This window comes from Rhizobium sp. RU33A (assembly GCF_900156055.1).
Taxonomy (GTDB): domain Bacteria; phylum Pseudomonadota; class Alphaproteobacteria; order Rhizobiales; family Rhizobiaceae; genus Allorhizobium.
The window spans coordinates 538,401-562,567 of sequence record NZ_FTMQ01000003.1; the positions used below are offsets into that span (position 1 = coordinate 538,401).

Sequence of the window (24,167 nt, forward strand, 5' to 3'; positions counted from 1 at the left end):
TTTCGTGATGAAGTCGGTTGCGGCCGACTCAGAGAAACCCCGTGGCAACGAGTTGGTGGATCATGATGTTCCAGCCCTCAGGGCCGGATTGTTCCGAGCGCAAAATGGCGCCCTCTGTCTCCCGCTCCGTGACTGGCAGGGCCTTGTGTGCGGGATTGGCGATGATGATGCCGCAATCGGCGGCTTGCAGCATTGCGAGATCGTTCGGCGCATCGCCAAGCGCGACCGTGCGGATCATCTCGCCGGCGCTGAGGCGCTGGTAATATACGACGACCTCGGCCATGCGCTCGGCCTTGGAGGTCTTGGGCATAAGAGTGAAGAAGCGTCCGCCCTGGACGGCGGTGAAGCCTTGCGCGTCAAGCAGCGCCATAAATGCCTGCCTCTGCACCTCGGTGCCGGTGAAGCGACCCGGCTCGGAAAAGAGCCGTTGGCGAGCAAGTTCGGCTGCGGGGAGTGGCAGCCCTGTCTCGGCCGCGACCCGCGCTGCGCTCCAGTCACCAAAGCCTTCGAAGCAGGTGGCGAGCTCTTTAGGTAATTCCCTAAGAAAAGAACGTAGGTCGTTGTAAGGACTCTGCAAATCCTCCCTGGAAAAGGCTGATTCCGTATCAAGTCCGACGACGCCCGCGCCGTTTTCGACGATCATCGGATGGGCAATACCGATCGCTTCCGCGATCGGCCGCATCTCTGCTTCTGTCTTGCTGCTGGCGAGAATGACGGGAATGCCGCGTGACGCCAGAAGATCAAGCGCCGGCCGCGCCGCCTCGAAGGAATAGCTGTCGTGGTCGAGCAGCGTTCCGTCGAGATCGGTGAAGACGAGCTTCATCAGCCCTTGGTCGCCAGATGCTGGCGTGAGGCGTAGAGCGCAATCGCCGCCGCATTGGAGACGTTGAGCGACTTGATGGCGCCGGGCATATCCAGGCGTGCCAGCGCCGACACCGTTTCACGCGTCTTCTGCCGCAAGCCCTTGCCTTCGGAACCGAGCACCAGCGCGATGCGGTCCCCGCTGAGCGCCTTTTCCATGGGGGCGGGGCCTTCCGAATCGAGACCGACCGAGAAGAAACCGAGCTTGTGCAACTCTCCCAGTGCATCCGAAAGGTTTGTGACCTGGATATAGGGGATGAGTTCCAGCGCGCCGGAAGCCGACTTCGCCATAACGCCCGATTCTGTTGGGCTGTGTCGCTGGGTGGTGATGACGGCACCCGCATCGAAGGCGACGGCCGAGCGCATGATCGCGCCGACATTGTGCGGGTCGGTCACCTGGTCGAGCACGAGGATCAGGGGGCTGTCTTTCAACGCTTCCAGTCGGCGCGGGGGAAGCGGACGGGTTTCCAGCATGACGCCCTGATGGATGGCTTCGGGACCAAGGATCTTGTCCAGATCCTGCGGCGTCACCGTCTCGAAGGGAATGCCGAGGTTTTCCACAGACGAGATCTCGAGCCTGACGAGCGCATTCTGTGTAGCCGAAAGCTTGATCAGCTTGCGCTTGGGATTGTCGAGCGCGGCGCGCACGGTGTGCAGTCCGTAGAGCAGGACCTGCTCGGGTGCGAGCTTTGGCGGCGTCCAGTCGGCATTGCTCTTGCGCGGCTTCTGCGGTCCGGGAGTGGGGATTTCGCCCCGCTCACGCTTGGCATCGCGCACCTGTCGGCGCAGCGTTGCATAATGGGTGTCGCGGGCGGTTTTTTCGGTTTTCGGATCTTTGGCCATGCGCCCTTATAGCGGCGAGCAGGGGACGGGCATAGACCCAGGCAGAAAATCCCCTGTGCGTCCGGGTATGTGTCTGGCCTATGAAACTTTTCGGAATTTTTCGTCAAACTTCGTGTTGACATGAGCCGGTTGGGCCGTCATATACCCGCCGCAGATCAGGGGGCGACGCACTCTGGTCTGGACTAGAAAGCTTGGTCGCCAGATCCGGACGAAAGAATGGAGAGATGCCCGAGTGGTTAAAGGGGACGGACTGTAAATCCGTTGGCTCAGCCTACGTTGGTTCAAATCCAACTCTCTCCACCATTCGTCCTCGGATCTGAAAATGCGGGTATAGCTCAATGGTAGAGCAGCAGCCTTCCAAGCTGAATACACGGGTTCGATTCCCGTTACCCGCTCCAGACACCTTCCGACCCTAACGTCTGAATTTCAAACGGTTTTCCAACTCTGCTTCGCCTTGCGTGAAGTGCATTGAACGCCTGCCGGATTCGGCTGTGGAAACCGTGCGTTTCGGCCTCCGGAAGGCTTGTCATTTAACGCTTGCGCATTGCGCATGAAAGCCTTAAACGGCGGGACCAAACCGGTTCGCCGGGGCAACCCCGTTTCGTTCACAGGAAGCATTCAAATGGCAAAGAGTAAGTTTGAGCGCAACAAGCCGCACGTCAACATCGGCACGATCGGCCACGTCGACCACGGCAAGACGTCTCTGACGGCAGCGATCACCAAGTATTTCGGTGAGTTCAAGGCCTATGACCAGATCGACGCCGCTCCGGAAGAAAAGGCGCGCGGCATCACCATCTCGACGGCACACGTCGAGTATGAGACGCCTGCCCGTCACTACGCGCACGTCGACTGCCCCGGCCACGCCGACTACGTTAAGAACATGATCACTGGTGCTGCGCAGATGGACGGCGCGATCCTGGTTTGCTCGGCCGCCGACGGCCCGATGCCGCAGACCCGCGAGCACATCCTGCTCGCCCGTCAGGTTGGCGTTCCCGCGATCGTTGTCTTCCTCAACAAGGTTGACCAGGTCGACGACGCCGAACTGCTCGAGCTCGTTGAACTCGAAGTTCGCGAACTTCTGTCGTCCTACGACTTCCCGGGCGACGACATCCCGGTCGTCAAGGGTTCGGCTCTGGCCGCTCTTGAAGATTCGAACAAGACGATCGGTGAAGACGCGATCCGCGAGCTGATGGCTCAGGTTGACGCCTACATCCCGACGCCTGAGCGTCCGATCGACCAGCCGTTCCTGATGCCGATCGAAGACGTGTTCTCGATCTCTGGCCGTGGTACGGTTGTGACGGGTCGCGTTGAGCGCGGTATCGTCAAGGTCGGCGAAGAAATCGAAATCGTCGGTATTCGTCCGACGACGAAGACGACCTGCACGGGCGTTGAAATGTTCCGCAAGCTGCTCGATCAGGGCCAGGCTGGCGACAACATCGGCGCACTTCTGCGTGGCGTTACCCGCGATGCGGTTGAGCGTGGCCAGATCCTGTGCAAGCCCGGCTCTGTCAAGCCGCACAAGAAGTTCATGGCAGAAGCCTACATCCTGACGAAGGAAGAAGGCGGTCGTCATACGCCGTTCTTCACCAACTATCGTCCGCAGTTCTACTTCCGCACGACGGACGTGACCGGCATCGTGTCGCTTCCGGAAGGCACGGAAATGGTTATGCCGGGCGACAACGTCACGGTTGAAGTCGAGCTGATCGTTCCGATCGCGATGGAAGAAAAGCTGCGCTTCGCTATCCGCGAAGGCGGCCGTACCGTCGGCGCCGGCATCGTCGCTTCGATCATCGAGTAATCGCTGATCTGATCGATCGATAGGAATAAAGAGGCCTCGCTGGAAACAGCGGGGCCTTTTTTTAATGCGTGGATGGAAACCGCGAGACCCGGAGGCAGTTCGTGCGATCAAGCCCGCTGCAGCAACTGGTCTTCGGCAAGTTGAAGAAGATCCGTCACCAGGTAGCCGTTGATCGTCAGGCCGGTCAGATCGCATTCGGCGATCGACGTGCCGGCGAGGCTGGCGAATCGGATTGTGCTGCCGTTCAGGTCGACATGCGTGAGGCTCGCTGCATGCATCACCACATTTTCCATGACCGCAGCATTCATCGCCACATTGCGGATCACCATCTGCTCGGCATTGGCATCGGTGATCAGGCTCCGGCCGAGGTCCACATTGCTGAACACGGCTTCCTTGAGCGAGACGTCGCTGAAGCGGGCTTCCGACAGGTCGGCATCGTCGAACTCGGAACCGGGCAGGGCGGCATTGCTGATACGGATCATGGATGTCCTCCGCGAAGGCAAGGGGTAAGTATCAGCCAAAGCCGAGAACATGGCAAGCGCCCGCCCGGCGCCACTCCCGGGCCCGCAACGTCAGGAAACTCCTGACATTCTCTCTGCATGGCTTCCATGCGCGTCTGCTACTTCTCGTCTGATTCGCGCTCAGTTACTTTTGAAACCATCCTGATTCGCCCAGGCCTGCCTTTGGCTGCGCCCTACATACCGGACGTATTGCCGATGGCCCGCAATCCTCTCGCTACCTGGTTGCTGATTTCGCTGCTCCTCTGGTCCTCGACGGCTGCGGCCGAGGAAGGCGCCTTTGTGTGGAATGCCACGGGGTCTGCCGACGATCTCGGCATCCGCACCGGTGTCGCCCTCGACATGCCCGGGCGCCCTCGGCTCGGGGCCGAATCGAATCTGCGCCGCGCGACCCCCACGAATTCCGGCACGTCTCACCCACCCATGCGCCTCTGGGGTGAGGTTGATCTGCGCAAGACTGCGGCAAACCCGGCCTCCGTCGGCCTCACGGTCGATCTCGTGAGCGGTGCAGCCCGCGCAGCTCTCCGCCAATCCCGCGCCCTCATGGACGAGGGCCCGGCGACGCTCTCGCTCGACCGCGCACTTGAAGCGGGACGCCGCCATGATGGTGACGCTGTGTTCGCCGCCCGCCAGAACCTCAAGCTTTTCTTCGGCGGGCTAGACACCACGGTGACCGGTGGTGTGGTGATGGACAGTGCGGCGCCATTTCATGCCGAACTGGCCGTCGAGAAACGCCTGCGGCCCGGTATCAAGCTGCGCGCGGTCATTTCCGATATCGCACACCAGCCTGCCGCGCGGGTTAATGCGCGCTTTGAGCGGCAGTGGTGAGCGATGCCTTTGACCGCTCTGGTGAAAAGCAGAAAAAAGACACTTGCCAATCCGGCGCGCCCGCCTTAAAGGGTGCTCCATGCCTCGGACGGGAGCGTTCCGGTTCGATGTAAGGCTTAGGGGTATAGCTCAGTTGGTAGAGCGGCGGTCTCCAAAACCGCAGGTCGTCGGTTCAAGCCCGGCTGCCCCTGCCAAGTCGCACGGCGCGCGTTATGCTGCGACGAGCAAGAAGATCTGGCAAAGCCGAAAGAGTGCTGGAGACGATTTCCCCTTGTGAAAAGGGGAATGGGTCTCTATGTAGGGTTCAAACAGACACGCGGTGCGTGGGGCTGACCAAGGTCGGCTTTACGCGCCGTAAATGCGTGGGCATTAAATGGCATCCAAGGGTAATCCATTCGCGTTTCTGCAGCAGGTACGCTCCGAGACGTCCAAGGTGACGTGGCCCTCGCGTCGCGAGACCACGATTTCGACGCTCATGGTCCTGGCGATGGTGTTTTTCGCTGCGCTGTTTTTCTTCGGCGCGGACCAGCTGATCAGCTGGTTGCTCGGCCTTGTGCTGAGCGTCGGCAATTAATCGGGCGGAGACGAACATGGCGGCACGTTGGTACATCGTCCACGCGTATTCAAATTTTGAGAAGAAGGTCGCGGAAGACATCGAGAACAAGGCGCGTCAGAAGGGCCTTGATCATCTCTTTGAAAAGATCCTCGTGCCGACCGAAAAGGTGGTCGAGGTTCGCCGCGGCCGCAAGGTGGATAGCGAGCGCAAGTTCTTCCCAGGCTACGTCATGGTGCGGGCGAACCTGACAGACGAAGCCTACCACCTGATCAAGAATACCCCGAAGGTCACGGGCTTCCTCGGTTCCGACAACAAGCCGGTTCCGATCCCGGATTTCGAGGCTGAGCGCATCCTGGGCCAGGTCCAGGAAGGCGTCGAGCGTCCGAAGTCCTCCGTTTCCTTCGAAATCGGCGAACAGGTTCGCGTGTCCGACGGTCCTTTCGCCTCCTTCAACGGGATCGTCCAGGACGTGGACGAAGAGCGCTCGCGCCTCAAGGTCGAGGTCTCGATCTTCGGTCGTGCGACCCCCGTCGAACTTGAATACGGTCAGGTCGAAAAGGTCTGATCGGAGAAGGGGAGGTAACTCCCCGACCCGCGTGGGAGGATGGCGGTCTCTTAAGCCGGACCGTCCAGACGCACCACGCAACCGCAGCCGCCAACTTTAAGTTGGCATACTGGATCGGGAAACCGGTCTGAAATGAAAGGCAGAGAGTAATGGCTAAGAAAGTTGCAGGCCAGCTCAAGCTCCAGGTCAAGGCAGGATCGGCAAACCCGTCCCCGCCAATCGGCCCGGCACTTGGTCAGCGTGGCATTAACATCATGGAATTCTGCAAGGCGTTCAATGCCGCCACGCAGGAAATGGAAAAGGGTATGCCGATCCCGGTCGTCATCACCTATTACCAGGACAAGTCCTTCACCTTCGCAATGAAGCAGCCGCCGGTTACCTACTGGCTGAAGAAGGAAGCAAAGATCACCTCCGGCTCGAAGACTCCGGGCAAGGGTGCGAAGGTCGGTACGATCACGAAGGCTCAGGTCCGCGCAATTGCCGAAGGCAAGATGAAGGATCTGAACGCTGCCGACATCGAAGGCGCAATGCTGATGGTTGAGGGCTCTGCCCGCTCCATGGGCCTGGAAGTGGTGGCTTGATCATGGCTAAGGTTGCAAAGCGTATCCAGAAGAGCCGCGAAGGCATCGATCCTACCAAGCTGATTGCCCTTTCGGATGCAATCGCTCTGGTCAAGGAGCGCGCCACCGCGAAGTTCGACGAAACCGTTGAAATCGCCATGAACCTCGGCGTCGATCCGCGTCACGCAGACCAGATGGTCCGCGGCGTGGTCAACCTGCCGAACGGCACCGGCCGCGACGTTCGCGTCGCCGTCTTCGCACGCGGCGCAAAGGCTGACGAAGCCAAGGCCGCCGGTGCAGACATCGTCGGCGCCGAAGACCTGCTGGAAATCGTCCAGGGCGGCAAGATCGATTTCGATCGCTGCATCGCCACCCCCGACATGATGCCGCTCGTCGGTCGCCTCGGTAAGGTTCTCGGCCCGCGCGGCATGATGCCGAACCCGAAGGTCGGCACCGTCACCATGGACGTCGCCGGTGCTGTCAAGGCATCCAAGGGCGGTGCCGTCGAGTTCCGCGTCGAGAAGGCTGGTATCATCCATGCCGGCATCGGCAAGGCATCTTTCGACGCCAAGGCTCTGGAAGAAAACATCAAGGCCTTCGCTGACGCCGTCATCAAGGCAAAGCCGGCTGGCGCCAAGGGTAACTACCTGAAGCGCGTTGCTCTCTCCTCGACCATGGGTCCGGGCGTTCGCATCGAGCCGTCGACGGTTACCGTCGGTTGAAATTCGACTGAAGCGTGAAGCTTCGGTCAAAACAGTTTCCGGCCTTTCGGGGCCGGAAATGTCTGGTGTCAAAACCAGGCACTCCTGTCCGAGATTGTGGGCGGCCTCAGGGCCTTAATATCTGCCTGCATGAGACGGGTAAGATCCGGTATTTAAACGTCTGATGACGTCTTGAAGTTCGGTTCGAGCCTTATTCGCCTTGTGGCTGGACGAATAGTCCATCCAGAGGGGACAGGATCCTCAAGCGTCGCTCGGGATCTGTGAAATGGATTCCTTGAGGCAAAGGCAAACCCGGTGGGGCCTGCAGGATTGCGGTCCCATTAACTGGAGACAGACAGTGGAAAGAGCGGAAAAACGCGAATTCGTCACAGAACTGAACGAAGTCTTCAAGGCTTCCGGTTCGGTTGTTGTGGCCCACTATGCTGGTGTCACGGTTGCGCAGATGAACGATTTTCGTTCGAAGATGCGCGCTGCTGGCGGCACCGTCAAAGTCGCGAAGAACCGCCTGGCCAAGATCGCTCTTCAGGGCACGGAAGCCGAAGGGATCACCGATCTCTTCAAGGGCCAGACGCTGATTGCATTCAGCGCTGATCCGATTGTGGCTCCGAAGGTCGTCATGGATTTCGCCAAGACCAACGACAAGATCGTTGTCCTCGGTGGCGCCATGGGAACAACCACCTTGTCCGCAGATGCAGTCAAGTCGCTTGCGACCCTGCCTTCGCTGGACGAACTGCGTGCAAAGCTGCTGGGTATGATTCAGACCCCGGCAACCCGCATCGCAGGCGTTGTGGCAGCACCGGCAGCTCAGCTTGCTCGCGTGTTTGCGGCCTATGCAAAGAAGGACGAAGCCGCGTAAGGCGGTTTTTCGCTGTTCATACCCTAACCCGTTCGTGTCGAACCGAACATCTATAAGGAAATAGTAACATGGCTGATCTCGCAAAGATCGTTGAAGACCTCTCCTCTCTCACCGTTCTGGAAGCCGCTGAGCTTTCCAAGCTGCTCGAAGAAAAGTGGGGCGTTTCGGCTGCTGCTCCTGTAGCCGTTGCTGCTGCTGGCGGTGGCGCTGCTGCTGCTCCGGCTGAAGAAGAAAAGACCGAATTCGACGTCATCCTGACGGATGCCGGCGCCAACAAGATCAACGTCATCAAGGAAGTCCGCGCCATCACCGGCCTGGGCCTCAAGGAAGCCAAGGATCTCGTCGAAGGCGCTCCGAAGGCTGTCAAGGAAGCCGTTTCCAAGGCTGAAGCTGCCGACCTCAAGAAGAAGCTTGAAGACGCCGGCGCTAAGGTCGACGTTAAGTAATATCGGAATGCGGCGGGAGAAGTTCCTTCTCCCGCCCGTTTCCTCCGAACATATTACCCAGGAACCGTATGAAAACGGTTCCTGGGTAATGGGTTCTCAAGAGGATGGTCTTGACCCGCGCGCCCGGCAAACCGGCCGGCCGTCCGGATCTCGAGACGAGATTGAGTGATCCATTTTTTGACGGAGCCGCCTGGCCAGCGGTCACCGTCTGTTGCAGGCCCGGGTGCAAACTGACAAGGAGCGACGATGGCTCAGACCCTTACCTTTAACGGTCGCAGGCGCGTACGCAAGTTTTTCGGAAAAATTCCAGAAGTCGCAGAAATGCCGAACCTCATCGAGGTTCAGAAGGCATCTTATGACCAGTTCCTCATGGTTGACGAGCCCAAGGGTGGCCGTCCCGACGAGGGGCTTAATGCCGTTTTCAAGTCCGTCTTCCCGATCACCGATTTCTCCGGTGCATCGATGCTGGAATTCGTCTCCTACGAATTCGAGCCGCCGAAGTTCGACGTCGACGAATGCCGCCAGCGCGACCTGACCTATGCCGCACCGCTCAAGGTCACGCTTCGCCTGATCGTGTTCGATATTGACGAGGATACGGGCGCACGCTCGATCAAGGACATCAAGGAACAGTCCGTCTACATGGGCGACATGCCCCTGATGACCAACAACGGTACCTTCATCGTCAACGGTACCGAACGCGTCATCGTATCCCAGATGCACCGTTCTCCGGGCGTCTTCTTCGACCATGACAAGGGCAAGTCCCACTCGTCGGGCAAGCTTCTGTTCGCTGCCCGCGTCATCCCCTATCGCGGTTCCTGGCTCGACATCGAGTTCGACGCCAAGGACATCGTGCATGCCCGTATCGACCGTCGCCGCAAGATCCCCGTGACCTCGCTGCTGATGGCGCTTGGCATGGACGGCGAAGAGATCCTGTCGACCTTCTACTCGAAGTCCGTCTATGAGCGTGACGGCAAGGGTTGGCGCTTCCCGTTCAACCCTGAGACCCTCAAGGGTGCGAAGGCCATCTCCGACCTCGTCGACGCCGACAGCGGCGAAGTTGTTGTCGAAGGCGGCAAGAAGCTGACCCCGCGTCTGCTGCGCCAGTTGACCGACAAGGGCCTGAAGTTCCTGAAGGCATCGGACGAAGACCTGTTTGGCAACTACCTTGCCGAAGACTTGGTCAACATGTCGACCGGTGAAATCTACATGGAAGCCGGCGCGGAGATCGATGAGAAGACGCTCCCGCAGATCCTCGATTCGGGCTTTGAAGAAATCCCGGTTCTCGGCATCGACCACATCAATGTCGGCGCCTACATCCGCAACACGCTCTCGGCCGACAAGAACGAGAACCGTCAGGATGCTCTGTTTGACATCTACCGCGTCATGCGTCCGGGTGAGCCGCCGACCATGGACTCGGCCGAGGCCATGTTCCAGTCGCTGTTCTTCGATGCAGAGCGTTACGACCTGTCGGCCGTCGGTCGCGTCAAGATGAACATGCGTCTCGACCTCGATTGCCCCGATACCGTCCGCGTTCTGCGCAAGGACGACATCCTGGCCGTGGTCAAGATGCTGGTCGAGCTGCGTGACGGCAAGGGCGAGATCGACGACATCGACAACCTCGGCAACCGTCGCGTTCGCTCCGTCGGCGAACTGATGGAAAACCAGTACCGTCTCGGCCTGCTCCGCATGGAGCGCGCGATCAAGGAACGCATGTCGTCGATCGAAATCGACACCGTCATGCCGCAGGACCTGATCAACGCCAAGCCGGCTGCTGCTGCCGTCCGCGAATTCTTCGGCTCCTCGCAGCTGTCGCAGTTCATGGACCAGGTGAACCCGCTTTCGGAAATCACCCACAAGCGCCGTCTTTCGGCTCTTGGACCGGGTGGTCTGACCCGCGAGCGCGCCGGCTTCGAAGTCCGCGACGTTCACCCGACCCACTACGGCCGTATCTGCCCGATTGAGACGCCGGAAGGCCCGAACATCGGTCTGATCAACTCGCTCGCAACCTTTGCCCGCGTCAACAAGTACGGCTTCATCGAAAGCCCGTACCGCAAGATCATCGACGGCAAGGTGACGAAGGACGTCGTCTATCTCTCCGCTATGGAAGAAGCGAAGTACTACGTCGCTCAGGCCAACTCTGAACTGACGGCCGATGGCCAGTTCGTCGAAGAGTTCGTCGTCTGCCGTCATGCTGGCGAAGTCATGCTGTCCCCGCGCGACACCATCAACCTGATGGACGTCTCGCCGAAGCAGCTGGTTTCGGTTGCTGCCGCTCTCATTCCGTTCCTCGAAAACGACGACGCCAACCGCGCTCTCATGGGCTCGAACATGCAGCGTCAGGCCGTGCCGCTTCTGCGTGCCGAAGCCCCGTTCGTCGGAACCGGCATGGAGCCGATCGTTGCTCGTGACTCCGGCGCTGCCATCGGTGCCCGTCGCGGTGGCGTGGTCGACCAGGTCGACGCGACCCGTATCGTTATCCGTGCCACGGAAGATCTCGATCCGTCCAAGTCGGGCGTCGACATTTACCGTCTGCAGAAGTTCCAGCGCTCCAACCAGAACACTTGCGTCAACCAGCGTCCGCTGGTCACCGTCGGTGACATTCTGAACAAGGGCGACATCATCGCGGACGGTCCGTCGACCGACCTCGGCGATCTGGCGCTCGGCCGCAACGCGCTCGTCGCGTTCATGCCCTGGAACGGCTACAACTATGAGGACTCGATCCTCATGTCGGAGCGCATCGTCTCGGAAGACGTCTTCACCTCGATCCACATCGAGGAATTCGAAGTCATGGCCCGCGACACCAAGCTTGGTCCGGAAGAAATCACGCGCGACATTCCGAACGTCTCGGAAGAAGCGCTGAAGAACCTCGACGAAGCCGGTATCGTCTACATCGGTGCGGAAGTTGCTCCTGGCGATATCCTGGTCGGCAAGATCACGCCCAAGGGCGAAAGCCCGATGACGCCGGAAGAAAAGCTTCTGCGCGCCATCTTCGGTGAAAAGGCTTCCGACGTTCGCGACACCTCCATGCGCATGCCGCCCGGCACGTTTGGTACCGTTGTCGAAGTTCGCGTCTTCAATCGCCACGGCGTTGAGAAGGACGAGCGCGCGATGGCCATCGAGCGCGAGGAAATCGAACGCCTCGCCAAGGACCGTGACGACGAGCAGGCGATCCTTGACCGTAACGTCTACGGCCGTCTGATCGATATGCTGCGTGGCCAGGTCTCGATTGCAGGTCCGAAGGGCTTCAAGAAGGGCGTCGAACTCACGAACGCCGTCGTCTCCGAATACCCCCGCTCGCAGTGGTGGATGTTTGCAGTCGAGGACGAAAAAGTGCAGGGCGAACTGGAAGCGCTCCGCGGCCAGTACGACGAATCCAAGTCGCGCCTTGAACAGCGCTTCATGGACAAGGTCGAAAAGGTCCAGCGCGGCGACGAAATGCCTCCGGGCGTCATGAAGATGGTCAAGGTCTTTGTCGCTGTGAAGCGCAAGATCCAGCCAGGCGACAAGATGGCCGGCCGTCACGGCAACAAGGGCGTCGTGTCGCGCATCGTACCGGTCGAGGACATGCCGTTCCTCGAAGACGGCACGCATGTCGACATCGTCTTGAACCCGCTCGGCGTTCCCTCGCGTATGAACGTCGGTCAGATCCTTGAAACCCACCTTGCCTGGGCTTGCGCCGGCATGGGCAAGAAGATCGGCCAGATGCTCGAGGACTATCGCAAGCACCTCGACATCACCGATCTGCGCAAGGAACTCACGGAGATCTACGAGTCGGAAGCGCATGACGAAGTGAAGCACTTCGACGACGACGCACTCGTCAAGCTCGCCGAAGAAGCCAAGCGCGGCGTATCCATCGCCACGCCGGTCTTCGACGGTGCGCATGAAAGCGACGTCTCCGAGATGCTGGTGCGTGCAGGTCTCAACCCGTCGGGTCAGTCGACCCTGTACGATGGTCGTACCGGTGAAGCTTTCGACCGTCAGGTCACCGTTGGCTACATGTACATGATCAAGCTGAACCACCTGGTCGACGACAAGATCCACGCTCGTTCGATCGGCCCGTACTCGCTCGTCACCCAGCAGCCGCTCGGTGGTAAGGCGCAGTTCGGCGGTCAGCGCTTCGGGGAAATGGAAGTCTGGGCGCTCGAAGCCTACGGTGCCGCATACACCCTGCAGGAAATGCTGACGGTGAAGTCGGACGACGTGGCCGGCCGTACCAAGGTCTATGAGGCGATCGTCCGTGGCGACGACACCTTCGAGGCCGGTATTCCGGAAAGCTTCAACGTTCTCGTCAAGGAAATGCGCTCTCTCGGCCTTTCCGTCGAACTCGAGAACTCGAAGCTCCTGACGGAAGACGGTCAGCTGCCGGACGCCGCCGAATAACGGTTTGACAAAGGCGTGCGAGGCTTCGGCCGCGCACGCCATTCCCTGATCGCCCCGAAGGCCAATATCGGGACGGGAAGGGGAGTTTCGCCGCATTTCGCGGTTATTGTCATTTCAGGGTCCGGAGCGGCATCCCGGGAATTCGCCGCCACCGCGACCCAATCGAGGGCTTTTTAGCCCCATCAAGGAGACAGGCATGAACCAAGAGGTCATGAACCTTTTCAACCCGACAGTGCCGGCCCAGCACTTCGACTCCATCCGGATCTCGATCGCGAGCCCGGAAAAGATTCTTTCCTGGTCTTACGGCGAGATCAAGAAGCCGGAAACCATCAACTACCGTACGTTCAAGCCCGAGCGTGACGGCCTTTTCTGTGCGCGTATCTTCGGACCGATCAAGGACTACGAGTGCCTGTGCGGCAAGTACAAGCGCATGAAGTACAAGGGCATCATCTGCGAAAAGTGCGGCGTCGAAGTCACGCTGTCGCGCGTTCGCCGCGAGCGCATGGGCCACATCGAGCTCGCAGCCCCGGTTGCCCACATCTGGTTCCTGAAGTCGCTGCCGTCGCGCATCTCCACGCTGCTGGACATGACGCTGAAGGATGTCGAGCGCGTTCTGTACTTCGAGAACTACATCGTGACTGAGCCGGGTCTGACCTCGCTCAAGGAAAACCAGCTGCTCTCTGAAGAAGAGTACATGATGGCCGTCGACGAGTTCGGCGAAGACCAGTTCACCGCCATGATCGGCGCTGAAGCCATCTACGAAATGCTGGCCTCGATGAATCTTGAGAAGATCGCTGGCGATCTGCGTGCTGATCTGGCTGAGACCACCTCGGATCTCAAGCAGAAGAAGCTGATGAAGCGCCTGAAGATCGTCGAGAACTTCATGGAGTCTGGCAACCGTCCTGAATGGATGATCATGAAGGTCGTTCCGGTGATCCCGCCGGACCTGCGCCCGCTCGTTCCGCTCGATGGCGGTCGTTTCGCGACGTCTGACCTTAACGACCTCTATCGTCGTGTCATCAACCGTAACAACCGTCTGAAGCGCCTGATCGAACTGCGCGCTCCGGGCATCATCATCCGCAACGAAAAGCGCATGCTGCAGGAATCTGTGGACGCGCTGTTCGACAACGGCCGTCGTGGCCGCGTCATCACCGGCGCCAACAAGCGTCCGCTGAAGTCGCTCTCCGACATGCTCAAGGGCAAGCAGGGTCGCTTCCGCCAGAACCTGCTCGGCAAGCGCGTCGACTATTCCGGTCGTTCCGTTATCGTGACGGGTCCGGAACTGAAGCTGCACCAGTGCGGTCTGCCGAAGAAGATGGCGCTCGAACTGTTCAAGCCGTTCATCTACGCGCGCCTCGACGCAAAGGGTTACTCCTCGACCGTCAAGCAGGCCAAGAAGCTGGTTGAAAAGGAAAAGCCGGAAGTCTGGGATATCCTCGACGAGGTCATCCGCGAGCATCCGGTTCTCTTGAACCGCGCACCGACGCTGCACCGCCTGGGCATCCAGGCCTTCGAACCGATCCTGGTCGAAGGCAAGGCCATCCAGCTGCACCCGCTCGTTTGCACGGCCTTCAACGCCGACTTCGATGGCGACCAGATGGCCGTTCACGTGCCGCTGTCGCTCGAAGCCCAGCTCGAAGCCCGCGTCCTGATGATGTCGACGAACAACATCCTGCACCCGGCCAACGGTCAGCCGATCATCGTGCCGTCGCAGGACATGGTTCTCGGCCTGTACTATCTGTCGATCCAGAACCAGAACGAGCCGGGCGAAGGCATGGCCTTCTCCGACATGGGCGAACTGCACCACGCTCTGGAAAACAAGGTCGTCACGCTGCACGCCAAGATCCGTGGCCGCTTCAAGACCGTCGACGCCGAGGGCAACCCGGTTTCGAAGATCTATGAAACCACGCCTGGCCGCATGATCATCGGCGAACTTCTGCCGAAGAACGTCAACGTACCCTTCGAGACCTGCAACCAGGAAATGACCAAGAAGAACATCTCTAAGATGATCGACACGGTCTACCGCCATTGCGGCCAGAAGGACACGGTCATCTTCTGCGACCGCATCATGCAGCTCGGCTTCACCCACGCCTGCAAGGCTGGCATCTCGTTCGGCAAGGACGACATGATCATCCCGGAAACCAAGGCGAAGATCGTTGGCGACACCGAAACGCTGGTCAAGGAATACGAGCAGCAGTACAACGACGGCCTGATCACCCAGGGCGAGAAGTACAACAAGGTCGTCGACGCCTGGGGCAAGGCCACTGAAAAGGTCGCCGAAGACATGATGGCCCGCATTAAGGCTGTCGAGTTCGATCCGGAAACCAACCGCCAGAAGCCGATGAACGCCATCTACATGATGTCGCACTCGGGTGCTCGTGGTTCACCGAACCAGATGCGTCAGCTGGGCGGCATGCGCGGCCTCATGGCCAAGCCGTCGGGTGAAATCATCGAGACACCGATCATCTCGAACTTCAAGGAAGGCCTGACCGTTAACGAGTACTTCAACTCGACCCACGGTGCCCGTAAGGGCCTCGCAGACACCGCTCTGAAGACCGCGAACTCCGGTTACCTGACCCGTCGTCTCGTCGACGTGGCCCAGGACTGCATCGTCAACCTCGTGGATTGCGGCACTGACAAGGGCCTCACCATGACGGCGATCGTTGACGCCGGTCAGGTCGTTGCCTCCATCGGTGCACGAGTTCTCGGCCGTACCGCCCTTGACGACATCGATCATCCGGTCACGGGTGAGCGTATCGTCAATGCTGGTCAGATGATCCTTGAGCCTGACGTCATCGAGATCGAAAAGGCTGGTATCCAGTCGATCCGCATTCGTTCGGCACTGACCTGCGAAGTTCAGACCGGCGTTTGCTCGATTTGCTACGGCCGCGACCTTGCACGTGGTACGCCCGTCAACATGGGCGAAGCCGTCGGCGTCATCGCTGCACAGTCGATCGGTGAGCCGGGTACCCAGCTGACCATGCGTACCTTCCACTTGGGCGGTACCGCGACCGTGGTCGACCAGTCGTTCCTGGAAGCCTCGTACGAAGGTACGGTGCAGATCAAGAACCGCAACATGCTGCGCAACTCCGATGGTACTCTTATCGCCATGGGCCGCAGCATGGCCGTCATGCTCCTCGACGAGCGTGGTGTCGAACGGTCTTCGCAGCGTGTGGCCTATGGTTCGAAGGTCTTCGTCGACGATGGCGACAAGGTGAAGCGCGGCCAGCGTCTGGCCGAGTGGGATCCGTACACACGCCCGATCATGACGGAAGTCGAGGGTATCGTGCATTTCGAGGACGTCGTCGACGGTATCTCGGTGCTCGAAGCCACCGACGAGTCGACCGGCATCACCAAGCGTCAGGTCATCGACTGGCGTTCGACGCCGCGCGGTACGGACCTCAAGCCGGCAATCGTCATCAAGGATGCCAGCGGCAATGTTCTGAAGGTGGCCCGTGGCGGAGAAGCCCGGTTCCAGCTCTCGGTCGAGGCGATCCTCTCGGTCGAGCCCGGTCAGAAGGTCTCCCAGGGTGACGTGCTTGCACGTTCGCCGCTGGAAAGTGCCAAGACCAAGGACATCACCGGTGGTCTACCGCGCGTTGCTGAACTGTTCGAAGCCCGTCGTCCGAAGGACCATGCCGTGATCGCTGAGATCGATGGTACGATCCGCCTCGGCCGCGACTACAAGAACAAGCGTCGCGTAATCATCGAGCCGGCTGAAGACGGTGTCGAGCCTGTCGAATACCTGATCCCGAAGGGCAAGCCCTTCCACCTTCAGGAAGGCGACTATATCGAAAAGGGTGACTACATCCTCGACGGTAACCCGGCTCCGCACGACATCCTGGCGATCAAGGGCGTCGAGGCACTTGCCTCGTACCTGGTCAACGAAATCCAGGAAGTCTATCGTCTGCAGGGCGTTGTGATCAACGACAAGCACATCGAGGTGATCGTTCGCCAGATGCTGCAGAAGGTCGAGATCACCGACGCGGGCGACAGCCACTACATCGTCGGTGACAACGTCGACCGCATTGAGCTCGATGACAACAACGACCGCCTGGTCGAAGAGGGCAAGAAGCCGGCATACGGCGATCCGGTCCTTCTCGGTATCACCAAGGCCTCGCTGCAGACGCCGTCGTTCATCTCGGCCGCATCCTTCCAGGAAACCACCAAGGTTCTCACGGAAGCTGCGATCGCCGGCAAGACCGACACGCTGCAGGGTCTGAAGGAAAACGTCATTGTCGGCCGTCTGATCCCGGCCGGTACCGGTGGTACCATGACGCAGATCCGCCGCATCGCCTCTTCGCGCGACGACCTCATCCTCGAGGAACGCAAGAAGGGCACGGGTGCAGACGTCGCAACGCCGATGCTGCAGAACCTCGCTGGCGAAAGCGCACCTGCCGCCGAGTAATCGGAAGCTGGTCCGTACTGAAACTAGGAAGACCGCCCGGAGCCATCTCCGGGCGGTCTTTTCATTCCGGCTCTTGGCCGGAGGATGGGCGTCAGCCGCGATTGGGCTGCCGTCGTCACGAGCATGCGTCCTGAAGCACGCAACGAAAAAGGCCGGTCAATGGACCGGCCTCTGGCTCTACGGCTGTGTGGACGTAATCTCAGGCGAAGCGGATGATCGCGACTTCGCCCTCAAGCGCGCCCTGATAGGCGGAGGCATGCGGCTCTTCGTCCGGCGCACCCGTGATCATGCCGATCTGGTCGAGATCGGCTTCCAGGAAGCCTTCTTCCGAGAGCGCGTTCAGCGTCAGTCGCACGGCCGTGTCATCGTCCGGGGCAGTCAGCATGACGTGCAGATCGATCGGCTGGCCGCCTTCGGTCTCATAAGCCTTGGCGATGACGATGAACACCATGGGCTCGTCGCGGTTGTTGTCATTGTCGGGGCTGGTGATCATGGCGCCTGGTCTTCCTGTTGTGGCGGAACGATTCTCTCGCCTCGGCCGATTCGACCAGACGGTAAGGGCGGTTGACCCTCTGTCTCTACCTATCTAGAAGTTTCGCGGCGCAAGCCAAGCCAAATCGTCTTCGCATCTCCGTTTTCCCGTGCGGAAACGCCCGGACTCCGGGCAAGACTCCCGGCCGGGCAGGGGGCTCAGGCCATTAATTGCGAGATGTGACTTGACGTTAAGGGGGGAAAACAGTAGTACCCCGGCCATCGGAGCCCATGTGAGACCGGGTTTTTCGGGACGACGCGTCCTGAAGTTCGTCTCAAACAGGTCTCCAAACGCACGTTGACGACACAAATGCTGCTCGCACGACGCACTCTTGCAGTGCGTCCTCTGTCTTTTGTGGTCCATCCGCGAAAACGGGTCGGGCCACATTTTGCGCATGAAGAAAACTGTGCGGCCGCCGCCGGAAACGGCAACCACCAGGGCCTGAGAGGGCTTGAGACTAGATTTTGCAAGGGATGGGTATATGCCTACCGTAAACCAGCTGATCCGCAAGCCGCGTCAGGCGCAGGTAAAGCGCAATAAGGTTCCTGCTCTGCAGGAAAACCCGCAGAAGCGCGGCGTTTGCACCCGCGTCTACACAACGACCCCGAAGAAGCCGAACTCGGCTCTCCGTAAGGTTGCCAAGATCCGCCTGACCAATGGCTTCGAAGTCATCGGCTACATTCCGGGTGAAGGTCACAACCTGCAGGAACACTCTGTCGTCATGATCCGTGGCGGCCGCGTCAAGGACTTGCCGGGTGTTCGTTACCACATCATCCGCGGCGTTCTCGACACCCAGGGCGTCAAGAACCGTAAGCAGCGCCGTTCGAAGTACGGTGCGAAGCGTCCGAAGTAAGCTTCGGTCCTTCATTCACAAGATACCGGCGCTGCGCGAGGTTCTCCGCGTGATGAAGCGTCCCTAACCGTTGAGAGACAAATAGTATGTCCCGTCGCCACAGTGCAGAAAAGCGCGAAATCAATCCGGACCCGAAGTTCGGTGATCTCGTCGTCACCAAGTTCATGAACGCCATCATGCTTCACGGCAAGAAGTCCGTCGCTGAAAGCATTGTCTACGGTGCCTTCGACGTCGTTCAGAACAAGGCCAAGGCTGAGCCGATCGCGATCTTCCATCAGGCGCTCGACAATGTCGCGCCGCATGTTGAAGTCCGTTCGCGCCGCGTTGGTGGTGCAACCTACCAGGTCCCGGTTGATGTTCGTCCGGAGCGCCGCCAGGCCCTCGCAATCCGTTGGCTGATCACTGCTGCTCGCAAGCGCAACGAGACCACCATGGTCGATCGTCTGTCTGGCGAACTCATGGACGCCGCCAACAACCGCGGTAGCGCCGTAAAGAAGCGTGAAGACACCCACAAGATGGCCGATGCAAACCGCGCCTTCTCGCATTACCGCTGGTAATCAACCGATCGAATATCGAAAGGCAGTCCGTTATGGCTCGCGAATATAAAATCGAAGACTACCGCAACTTCGGCATCATGGCGCACATTGACGCCGGCAAGACCACGACCACCGAGCGTATCCTTTACTACACCGGTAAGTCGCACAAGATCGGCGAAGTTCATGACGGCGCAGCCACCATGGACTGGATGGAGCAGGAGCAGGAGCGTGGCATCACGATCACCTCCGCTGCCACCACGACGTTCTGGAAGGGTCGCGACGGCAAGATGCGCCGCTTCAACATCATCGACACCCCCGGCCACGTTGACTTCACCATTGAAGTCGAGCGTTCGCTGCGCGTGCTCGACGGTGCCATCGCCCTTCTCGACGCCAATGCCGGTGTTGAGCCTCAGACCGAAACCGTCTGGCGTCAGGCTGAAAAGTACAACGTCCCGCGGATGATCTTCTGCAACAAGATGGACAAGACCGGTGCTGACTTCTACCGCTCGGTCGAGATGATCAAGACCCGTCTCGGTGCCACCGCAGTTGTCATGCAGCTCCCGATCGGCGCTGAGACCGAGTTCAAGGGCGTCGTGGATCTGATCGAGATGAACGCGCTCGTATGGCGCGACGAGTCGCTCGGTGCCGCCTGGGACGTTGTCGAGATCCCGGACGACCTGAAGGAAAAGGCTGAAGAATACCGCGAAAAGCTGATCGAGACGGTTGTCGAAATCGACGAGCAGGCGATGGAAGACTACTTGAACGGCATCATGCCGGACAATGAGAAGATCCGTTCGCTCGTTCGTCGCGGCACTATCGACGTCAAGTTCCACCCGATGTTCTGCGGCACTGCCTTCAAGAACAAGGGCGTTCAGCCGCTGCTCGACGCCGTCGTCGAGTATCTGCCGTCGCCGTTGGACATTCCCGCGATCAAGGGCATCGACTTCAAGACCGAAGCCGAAATCGAACGTCACGCTGACGACTCCGAGCCTTTGGCAATGCTGGCGTTCAAGATCATGAACGACCCCTTCGTCGGCTCGCTGACCTTCGCACGTATCTATTCGGGCAAGCTCGAAAAGGGCGTGTCGGTTATGAACACGGTCAAGGACAAGCGCGAGCGCGTCGGCCGCATGCTGCAGATGCACTCGAACAGCCGCGAAGACATCGAAGAAGCCTTCTCTGGCGACATCGTTGCACTGGCCGGCCTCAAGGAAACCACGACAGGCGACACGCTCTGCGATCCCCTGAAGCCGGTTATCCTCGAGCGCATGGAATTCCCCGAGCCGGTCATTCAGATTGCGATCGAGCCGAAGACCAAGGGCGACCAGGAAAAGATGGGCCTCGCGCTCAACCGTCTGGCTGCTGAAGATCCGTCGTTCCGCGTCAAGACTGACCAGGAGTCGGGCCAGACCATCATTGCCGGCATGGGTGAGCTTCACCTCGACATTCTCGTTGACCGCATGCGTCGCGAGTTCAAGGTTGAAGCAACCGTTGGTGCTCCGCAGGTTGCTTACCGCGAAACCATTACGCGTCAGCACGAAGAGGACTACACGCACAAGAAGCAGTCCGGTGGTACCGGTCAGTTCGCGCGCGTCAAGCTCGTCTTCGAACCGAACCCGGATGGCGAAGACTTCAAGTTCGAGTCCAAGATCGTCGGTGGTTCTGTTCCGAAGGAATACATCCCGGGCGTTCAGAAGGGTATCGAGAGCGTTCTGTCGTCTGGTCCGCTCGCAGGGTTCCCGATGCTTGGCGTCAAGGCCACCCTCATCGACGGTGCCTTCCACGATGTCGACTCCTCGGTTCTCGCCTTCGAAATCGCATCGCGTGCCTGCTTCCGTGAAGCTGCCAAGAAGGCTGGTGCACAGCTGCTCGAGCCGATGATGAAGGTCGAAGTGGTAACGCCTGAAGATTACGTCGGTGACGTGATCGGTGACCTGAACTCGCGTCGCGGTCAGATCCAGGGCCAGGAACAGCGTGGCATCGCGATCGTGATCAATGCTCACGTCCCGCTCGCCAACATGTTCAAGTACGTCGACAACCTGCGCTCCATGTCGCAGGGCCGCGCCCAGTACTCGATGACCTTCGATCACTACGCACCGGTCCCGTCGAACGTTGCTGCTGAAATCCAGGCAAAGTATTCCGGTCAGAAGTGACCGGGATACCCCGCCCGTCCAATTGAATTTGTGAATTTCCCCTGACGGGGACCAGAAAATGGAGAGCCGAAAATGGCAAAGAGTAAGTTTGAGCGCAACAAGCCGCACGTCAACATCGGCACGATCGGCCACGTCGACCACGGCAAGACGTCTCTGACGGCAGCGATCACCAAGTATTTCGGTGAGTTCAAGGCCTATGACCAGATCGACGCCGCTCCGGAAGAAAAGGCGCGCGGCATCACCATCTCGACGGCACACGTCGAGTATGAGACGCCTGCCCGTCACTACGCGCACGTCGACTGCCCCGGCCACGCCGACTACGTTAAGAACATGATCACTGGTGCTGCGCAGATGGACGGCGCGATCCTGGTTTGCTCGGCCGCCGACGGCCCGATGCCGCAGACCCGCGAGCACATCCTGCTCGCCCGTCAGGTTGGCGTTCCCGCGATCGTTGTCTTCCTCAACAAGGTTGACCAGGTCGACGACGCCGAACTGCTCGAGCTCGTTGAACTCGAAGTTCGCGAACTTCTGTCGTCCTACGACTTCCCGGGCGACGACATCCCGGTCGTCAAGGGTTCGGCTCTGGCCGCTCTTGAAGATTCGAACAAGACGATCGGTGAAGACGCGATCCGCGAGCTGATGGCTCAGGTTGACGCCTACATCCCGACGCCTGAGCGTCCGATCGACCAGCCGTTCCTGATGCCGATCGAAGACGTGTTCTCGATCTCTGGCCGTGGTACGGTTGTGACGGGTCGCGTTGAGCGCGGTATCGTCAAGGTCGGCGAAGAAATCGAAATCGTCGGTATTCGTCCGACGACGAAGACGACCTGCACGGGCGTTGAAATGTTCCGCAAGCTGCTCGATCAGGGCCAGGCTGGCGACAACATCGGCGCACTTCTGCGTGGCGTTACCCGCGATGCGGTTGAGCGTGGCCAGATCCTGTGCAAGCCCGGCTCTGTCAAGCCGCACAAGAAGTTCATGGCAGAAGCCTACATCCTGACGAAGGAAGAAGGCGGTCGTCATACGCCGTTCTTCACCAACTATCGTCCGCAGTTCTACTTCCGCACGACGGACGTGACCGGCATCGTGTCGCTTCCGGAAGGCACGGAAATGGTTATGCCGGGCGACAACGTCACGGTTGAAGTCGAGCTGATCGTTCCGATCGCGATGGAAGAAAAGCTGCGCTTCGCTATCCGCGAAGGCGGCCGTACCGTCGGCGCCGGCATCGTCGCTTCGATCATCGAGTAATCGATTGAGATGGCGGCCTCGGGCCTTGTGTCCGAGGCCGCTTTTCGTTTTCGTCTGCATCTTGGTGCAAGCCAGTCATGCAGACAGCGCGCATGTCGCCAATTCGTCCGGTTGGGCGCATTGACGAAGGGCCGATTGCGGTGTATGTCGCCGGCCACGATCAGAATCGTACGGTGATTTGCTCCGTATGGTTTTTAGCGCTGCAGATTCTAAGGCCTGGTGACGGGTCGAGTTCGGCAGGGCTCCTTATGACTAGAAAGAGTGACAGGGACACCCCGTGGTGTTGCTGTGATTTTGGAAAATTTGGGGCCGGCCAGTCATGGTAATTCACTGTCTCTGCGTATGCGGGACGCAAGAAAAGAAACAAGGACAAGTCGAATGAACGGCCAGAATATCCGCATCCGCCTCAAGGCGTTTGATCACCGGGTTCTCGATGCCTCCACGCGCGAGATCGTGCAGACGGCAAAGCGCACCGGTGCGAGCGTTCGCGGCCCGGTACCGCTCCCGACACGCATTGAAAAATTTACCGTCAACCGTTCGCCGCACGTCGACAAGAAGAGCCGCGAACAGTTCGAAATGCGCACGCATAAGCGCCTGCTCGACATCGTAGACCCGACCCCGCAGACCGTGGACGCGCTGATGAAGCTCGACCTGGCTGCCGGCGTTGACGTCGAGATCAAGCTCTAAGAAGAAATTCCGGCGAGAGCCGTAATAACAAGGAAGGTACGTGGCAAGACCTGCCAACGACTTCTCGAAACGGGAAACCCGATGGTTCGGAAGGGCCTGAGTGGAATCCTTAAACAAAGAGGAAAGGCCTGGATCACTTTTTCCCGGCCGCGACTCTCAAGAGGAATGAACCAATGCGTTCAGGTGTGATTGCACAGAAAGTGGGAATGACCCGCGTCTATAACGACGCCGGCGAACATATCCCGGTAACAGTTCTGCGTATGGATAACGTACAGGTCGTCGCTCAGCGCACGGCCGACAAGAACGGCTATGTAGCGCTTCAGCTCGGTGCCGGTACGTCGAAAGTCAAGAACACGACGAAGGGCCTTCGTGGTCACTTCGCAGCTGCGAGCGTTGAGCCCAAGGCCAAGCTCGTTGAATTCCGCGTTTCCGAAGACAACCTCATCGATGTCGGCGCACAGCTGACCGCGAGCCACTTTGAAGCCGGCCAGCTGGTCGACGTCACGGGCACGACGATCGGTAAGGGTTTCGCCGGTGCCATGAAGCGTCACAACTTCGGTGGTCTTCGTGCGACCCACGGTGTTTCCGTTTCGCACCGCTCGCATGGTTCGACCGGTTCGAACCAGGATCCGGGCAAGGTCTGGAAGGGCAAGCGCATGGCTGGTCACATGGGCCAGACGCGCGTCACCACCCAGAACCTCGAAGTCGTTTCGACCGATGAAGATCGTGGTCTTATCCTTGTGAAGGGCGCCGTTCCCGGTTCCAAGGGTTCCTGGATCATCGTCCGCGACGCCGTGAAGTCGGCGAAGTAAGGGAG

20 protein-coding genes and 3 tRNA genes are annotated in these 24,167 nt (G+C 59.6%); 19 read left to right on the forward strand and 4 right to left on the reverse strand.

Annotated features, from left to right (window positions below; all coding sequences use genetic code 11):
- Positions 1-28: 28 nt before the first annotated feature.
- Complete coding sequence (locus tag BW978_RS13510) at positions 29-823, reverse strand: HAD-IIB family hydrolase (RefSeq protein WP_076395887.1); 795 nt, start codon at positions 821-823, stop codon at positions 29-31.
- Positions 823-1,704 carry a 23S rRNA (guanosine(2251)-2'-O)-methyltransferase RlmB gene (gene rlmB / locus BW978_RS13515; RefSeq protein ID WP_076395889.1) on the reverse strand — a complete coding sequence of 294 codons (882 nt, stop codon included), beginning with the start codon at positions 1,702-1,704 and terminating at the stop codon, positions 823-825. Before rlmB ends, BW978_RS13510 begins: the two co-directional genes overlap by 1 nt.
- 218 nt (positions 1,705-1,922) lie before the next feature.
- On the opposite strand from rlmB, the gene BW978_RS13520 reads away from it, so the two are divergent.
- The 3 genes from BW978_RS13520 (at position 1,923) to tuf (BW978_RS13530) (ending at position 3,502) form a co-directional block, all read left to right on the forward strand.
- A tRNA-Tyr gene (locus BW978_RS13520) sits at positions 1,923-2,007 on the forward strand.
- A gap of 21 nt (positions 2,008-2,028) precedes the next feature.
- Positions 2,029-2,102, forward strand: a tRNA-Gly gene (locus BW978_RS13525).
- Between the two features lie 224 nt (positions 2,103-2,326).
- A complete protein-coding gene (gene tuf / locus BW978_RS13530) occupies positions 2,327-3,502 on the forward strand; it encodes an elongation factor Tu (RefSeq protein WP_069041580.1) in 1,176 nt (391 codons plus the stop codon).
- Between the two features lie 107 nt (positions 3,503-3,609).
- Here tuf (BW978_RS13530) and BW978_RS13535 read toward each other — a convergent pair whose 3' ends face one another.
- Complete coding sequence (locus BW978_RS13535; RefSeq protein ID WP_076395891.1) at positions 3,610-3,984, reverse strand: pentapeptide repeat-containing protein; 375 nt, start codon at positions 3,982-3,984, stop codon at positions 3,610-3,612.
- A 234-nt stretch (positions 3,985-4,218) separates the two neighbouring features.
- On the opposite strand from BW978_RS13535, the gene BW978_RS13540 reads away from it, so the two are divergent.
- The 10 genes from BW978_RS13540 (at position 4,219) to rpoC (ending at position 17,341) form a co-directional block, all read left to right on the forward strand.
- Complete coding sequence (locus tag BW978_RS13540; RefSeq protein WP_139330525.1) at positions 4,219-4,848, forward strand: hypothetical protein; 630 nt, start codon at positions 4,219-4,221, stop codon at positions 4,846-4,848.
- Positions 4,849-4,966: 118 nt separating this feature from the next.
- Positions 4,967-5,042: transfer RNA gene (locus BW978_RS13545), tRNA-Trp, on the forward strand.
- 179 nt (positions 5,043-5,221) lie between these two features.
- Positions 5,222-5,422 (forward strand): preprotein translocase subunit SecE, encoded by a 201-nt coding sequence (gene secE, locus BW978_RS13550; RefSeq protein WP_054149598.1) that lies wholly within the window; start codon positions 5,222-5,224, stop codon positions 5,420-5,422.
- Between the two features lie 16 nt (positions 5,423-5,438).
- Entirely contained in the window at positions 5,439-5,969 is a 531-nt protein-coding gene (gene nusG, locus BW978_RS13555; protein WP_076395895.1) for a transcription termination/antitermination protein NusG, read from the forward strand.
- 149 nt (positions 5,970-6,118) lie between these two features.
- The gene (gene rplK / locus BW978_RS13560; protein ID WP_076395897.1) at positions 6,119-6,550 is read left to right on the forward strand and encodes a 50S ribosomal protein L11; all 432 of its coding nucleotides are present in this window, start codon (positions 6,119-6,121) and stop codon (positions 6,548-6,550) included.
- A 2-nt stretch (positions 6,551-6,552) separates the two neighbouring features.
- Entirely contained in the window at positions 6,553-7,251 is a 699-nt protein-coding gene (rplA, locus tag BW978_RS13565; protein ID WP_076395899.1) for a 50S ribosomal protein L1, read from the forward strand.
- Between the two features lie 337 nt (positions 7,252-7,588).
- Positions 7,589-8,107: a 50S ribosomal protein L10 gene (gene rplJ / locus BW978_RS13570; RefSeq protein ID WP_076395901.1), complete on the forward strand. Its 519-nt coding sequence runs from the start codon at positions 7,589-7,591 to the stop codon at positions 8,105-8,107.
- 68 nt (positions 8,108-8,175) lie between these two features.
- Entirely contained in the window at positions 8,176-8,553 is a 378-nt protein-coding gene (rplL, locus tag BW978_RS13575) for a 50S ribosomal protein L7/L12 (RefSeq protein ID WP_076395903.1), read from the forward strand.
- A 246-nt stretch (positions 8,554-8,799) separates the two neighbouring features.
- Positions 8,800-12,933, forward strand: a complete 4,134-nt coding sequence (gene rpoB / locus BW978_RS13580) for a DNA-directed RNA polymerase subunit beta (protein ID WP_076395905.1) — start codon at positions 8,800-8,802, stop codon at positions 12,931-12,933.
- Positions 12,934-13,129: 196 nt separating this feature from the next.
- A complete protein-coding gene (gene rpoC / locus BW978_RS13585) occupies positions 13,130-17,341 on the forward strand; it encodes a DNA-directed RNA polymerase subunit beta' (protein WP_076395907.1) in 4,212 nt (1,403 codons plus the stop codon).
- A gap of 199 nt (positions 17,342-17,540) precedes the next feature.
- Here rpoC and BW978_RS13590 read toward each other — a convergent pair whose 3' ends face one another.
- Positions 17,541-17,834 carry a hypothetical protein gene (locus BW978_RS13590; protein ID WP_054149591.1) on the reverse strand — a complete coding sequence of 98 codons (294 nt, stop codon included), beginning with the start codon at positions 17,832-17,834 and terminating at the stop codon, positions 17,541-17,543.
- Positions 17,835-18,354: 520 nt separating this feature from the next.
- On the opposite strand from BW978_RS13590, the gene rpsL reads away from it, so the two are divergent.
- From rpsL to rplC, 6 genes are all read left to right on the forward strand, one after another.
- Positions 18,355-18,726 (forward strand): 30S ribosomal protein S12, encoded by a 372-nt coding sequence (gene rpsL / locus BW978_RS13595; protein ID WP_003507760.1) that lies wholly within the window; start codon positions 18,355-18,357, stop codon positions 18,724-18,726.
- Positions 18,727-18,812: 86 nt separating this feature from the next.
- Positions 18,813-19,283, forward strand: a complete 471-nt coding sequence (gene rpsG, locus BW978_RS13600; RefSeq protein WP_076395909.1) for a 30S ribosomal protein S7 — start codon at positions 18,813-18,815, stop codon at positions 19,281-19,283.
- A gap of 32 nt (positions 19,284-19,315) precedes the next feature.
- Positions 19,316-21,415, forward strand: coding sequence for an elongation factor G (fusA, locus tag BW978_RS13605; RefSeq protein WP_076395911.1), 2,100 nt, complete (start codon positions 19,316-19,318; stop codon positions 21,413-21,415).
- 72 nt (positions 21,416-21,487) lie between these two features.
- On the forward strand, positions 21,488-22,663 hold the full coding sequence (gene tuf / locus BW978_RS13610; RefSeq protein WP_069041580.1) for an elongation factor Tu: 1,176 nt from the start codon (positions 21,488-21,490) through the stop codon (positions 22,661-22,663).
- Positions 22,664-23,041: 378 nt separating this feature from the next.
- Positions 23,042-23,350, forward strand: a complete 309-nt coding sequence (gene rpsJ, locus BW978_RS13615; protein ID WP_009109911.1) for a 30S ribosomal protein S10 — start codon at positions 23,042-23,044, stop codon at positions 23,348-23,350.
- Positions 23,351-23,523: 173 nt separating this feature from the next.
- A complete protein-coding gene (gene rplC, locus BW978_RS13620; RefSeq protein ID WP_076395913.1) occupies positions 23,524-24,162 on the forward strand; it encodes a 50S ribosomal protein L3 in 639 nt (212 codons plus the stop codon).
- The last annotated feature ends 5 nt before the right edge of the window (positions 24,163-24,167 follow it).

What these genes read in the sequence shown, in the direction of transcription:
- BW978_RS13510 (WP_076395887.1), bottom strand. Translation starts at nt 823, where the DNA reads ATGAAGCTCGTCTTCACCGATCTCGACGGAACGCTGCTCGACCACGAC.
- rpoB (WP_076395905.1), top strand. Translation starts at nt 8,800, where the DNA reads ATGGCTCAGACCCTTACCTTTAACGGTCGCAGGCGCGTACGCAAGTTT.
- rplL (WP_076395903.1), top strand. Translation starts at nt 8,176, where the DNA reads ATGGCTGATCTCGCAAAGATCGTTGAAGACCTCTCCTCTCTCACCGTT.
- rpsL (WP_003507760.1), top strand. Translation starts at nt 18,355, where the DNA reads ATGCCTACCGTAAACCAGCTGATCCGCAAGCCGCGTCAGGCGCAGGTA.
- rpoC (WP_076395907.1), top strand. Translation starts at nt 13,130, where the DNA reads ATGAACCAAGAGGTCATGAACCTTTTCAACCCGACAGTGCCGGCCCAG.
- BW978_RS13540 (WP_139330525.1), top strand. Translation starts at nt 4,219, where the DNA reads ATGGCCCGCAATCCTCTCGCTACCTGGTTGCTGATTTCGCTGCTCCTC.
- BW978_RS13590 (WP_054149591.1), bottom strand. Translation starts at nt 17,834, where the DNA reads ATGATCACCAGCCCCGACAATGACAACAACCGCGACGAGCCCATGGTG.
- BW978_RS13535 (WP_076395891.1), bottom strand. Translation starts at nt 3,984, where the DNA reads ATGATCCGTATCAGCAATGCCGCCCTGCCCGGTTCCGAGTTCGACGAT.
- rplC (WP_076395913.1), top strand. Translation starts at nt 23,524, where the DNA reads ATGCGTTCAGGTGTGATTGCACAGAAAGTGGGAATGACCCGCGTCTAT.
- rpsG (WP_076395909.1), top strand. Translation starts at nt 18,813, where the DNA reads ATGTCCCGTCGCCACAGTGCAGAAAAGCGCGAAATCAATCCGGACCCG.
- tuf (WP_069041580.1), top strand. Translation starts at nt 21,488, where the DNA reads ATGGCAAAGAGTAAGTTTGAGCGCAACAAGCCGCACGTCAACATCGGC.
- nusG (WP_076395895.1), top strand. Translation starts at nt 5,439, where the DNA reads ATGGCGGCACGTTGGTACATCGTCCACGCGTATTCAAATTTTGAGAAG.
- rplA (WP_076395899.1), top strand. Translation starts at nt 6,553, where the DNA reads ATGGCTAAGGTTGCAAAGCGTATCCAGAAGAGCCGCGAAGGCATCGAT.
- rlmB (WP_076395889.1), bottom strand. Translation starts at nt 1,704, where the DNA reads ATGGCCAAAGATCCGAAAACCGAAAAAACCGCCCGCGACACCCATTAT.
- rpsJ (WP_009109911.1), top strand. Translation starts at nt 23,042, where the DNA reads ATGAACGGCCAGAATATCCGCATCCGCCTCAAGGCGTTTGATCACCGG.
- tuf (WP_069041580.1), top strand. Translation starts at nt 2,327, where the DNA reads ATGGCAAAGAGTAAGTTTGAGCGCAACAAGCCGCACGTCAACATCGGC.
- secE (WP_054149598.1), top strand. Translation starts at nt 5,222, where the DNA reads ATGGCATCCAAGGGTAATCCATTCGCGTTTCTGCAGCAGGTACGCTCC.
- rplK (WP_076395897.1), top strand. Translation starts at nt 6,119, where the DNA reads ATGGCTAAGAAAGTTGCAGGCCAGCTCAAGCTCCAGGTCAAGGCAGGA.
- fusA (WP_076395911.1), top strand. Translation starts at nt 19,316, where the DNA reads ATGGCTCGCGAATATAAAATCGAAGACTACCGCAACTTCGGCATCATG.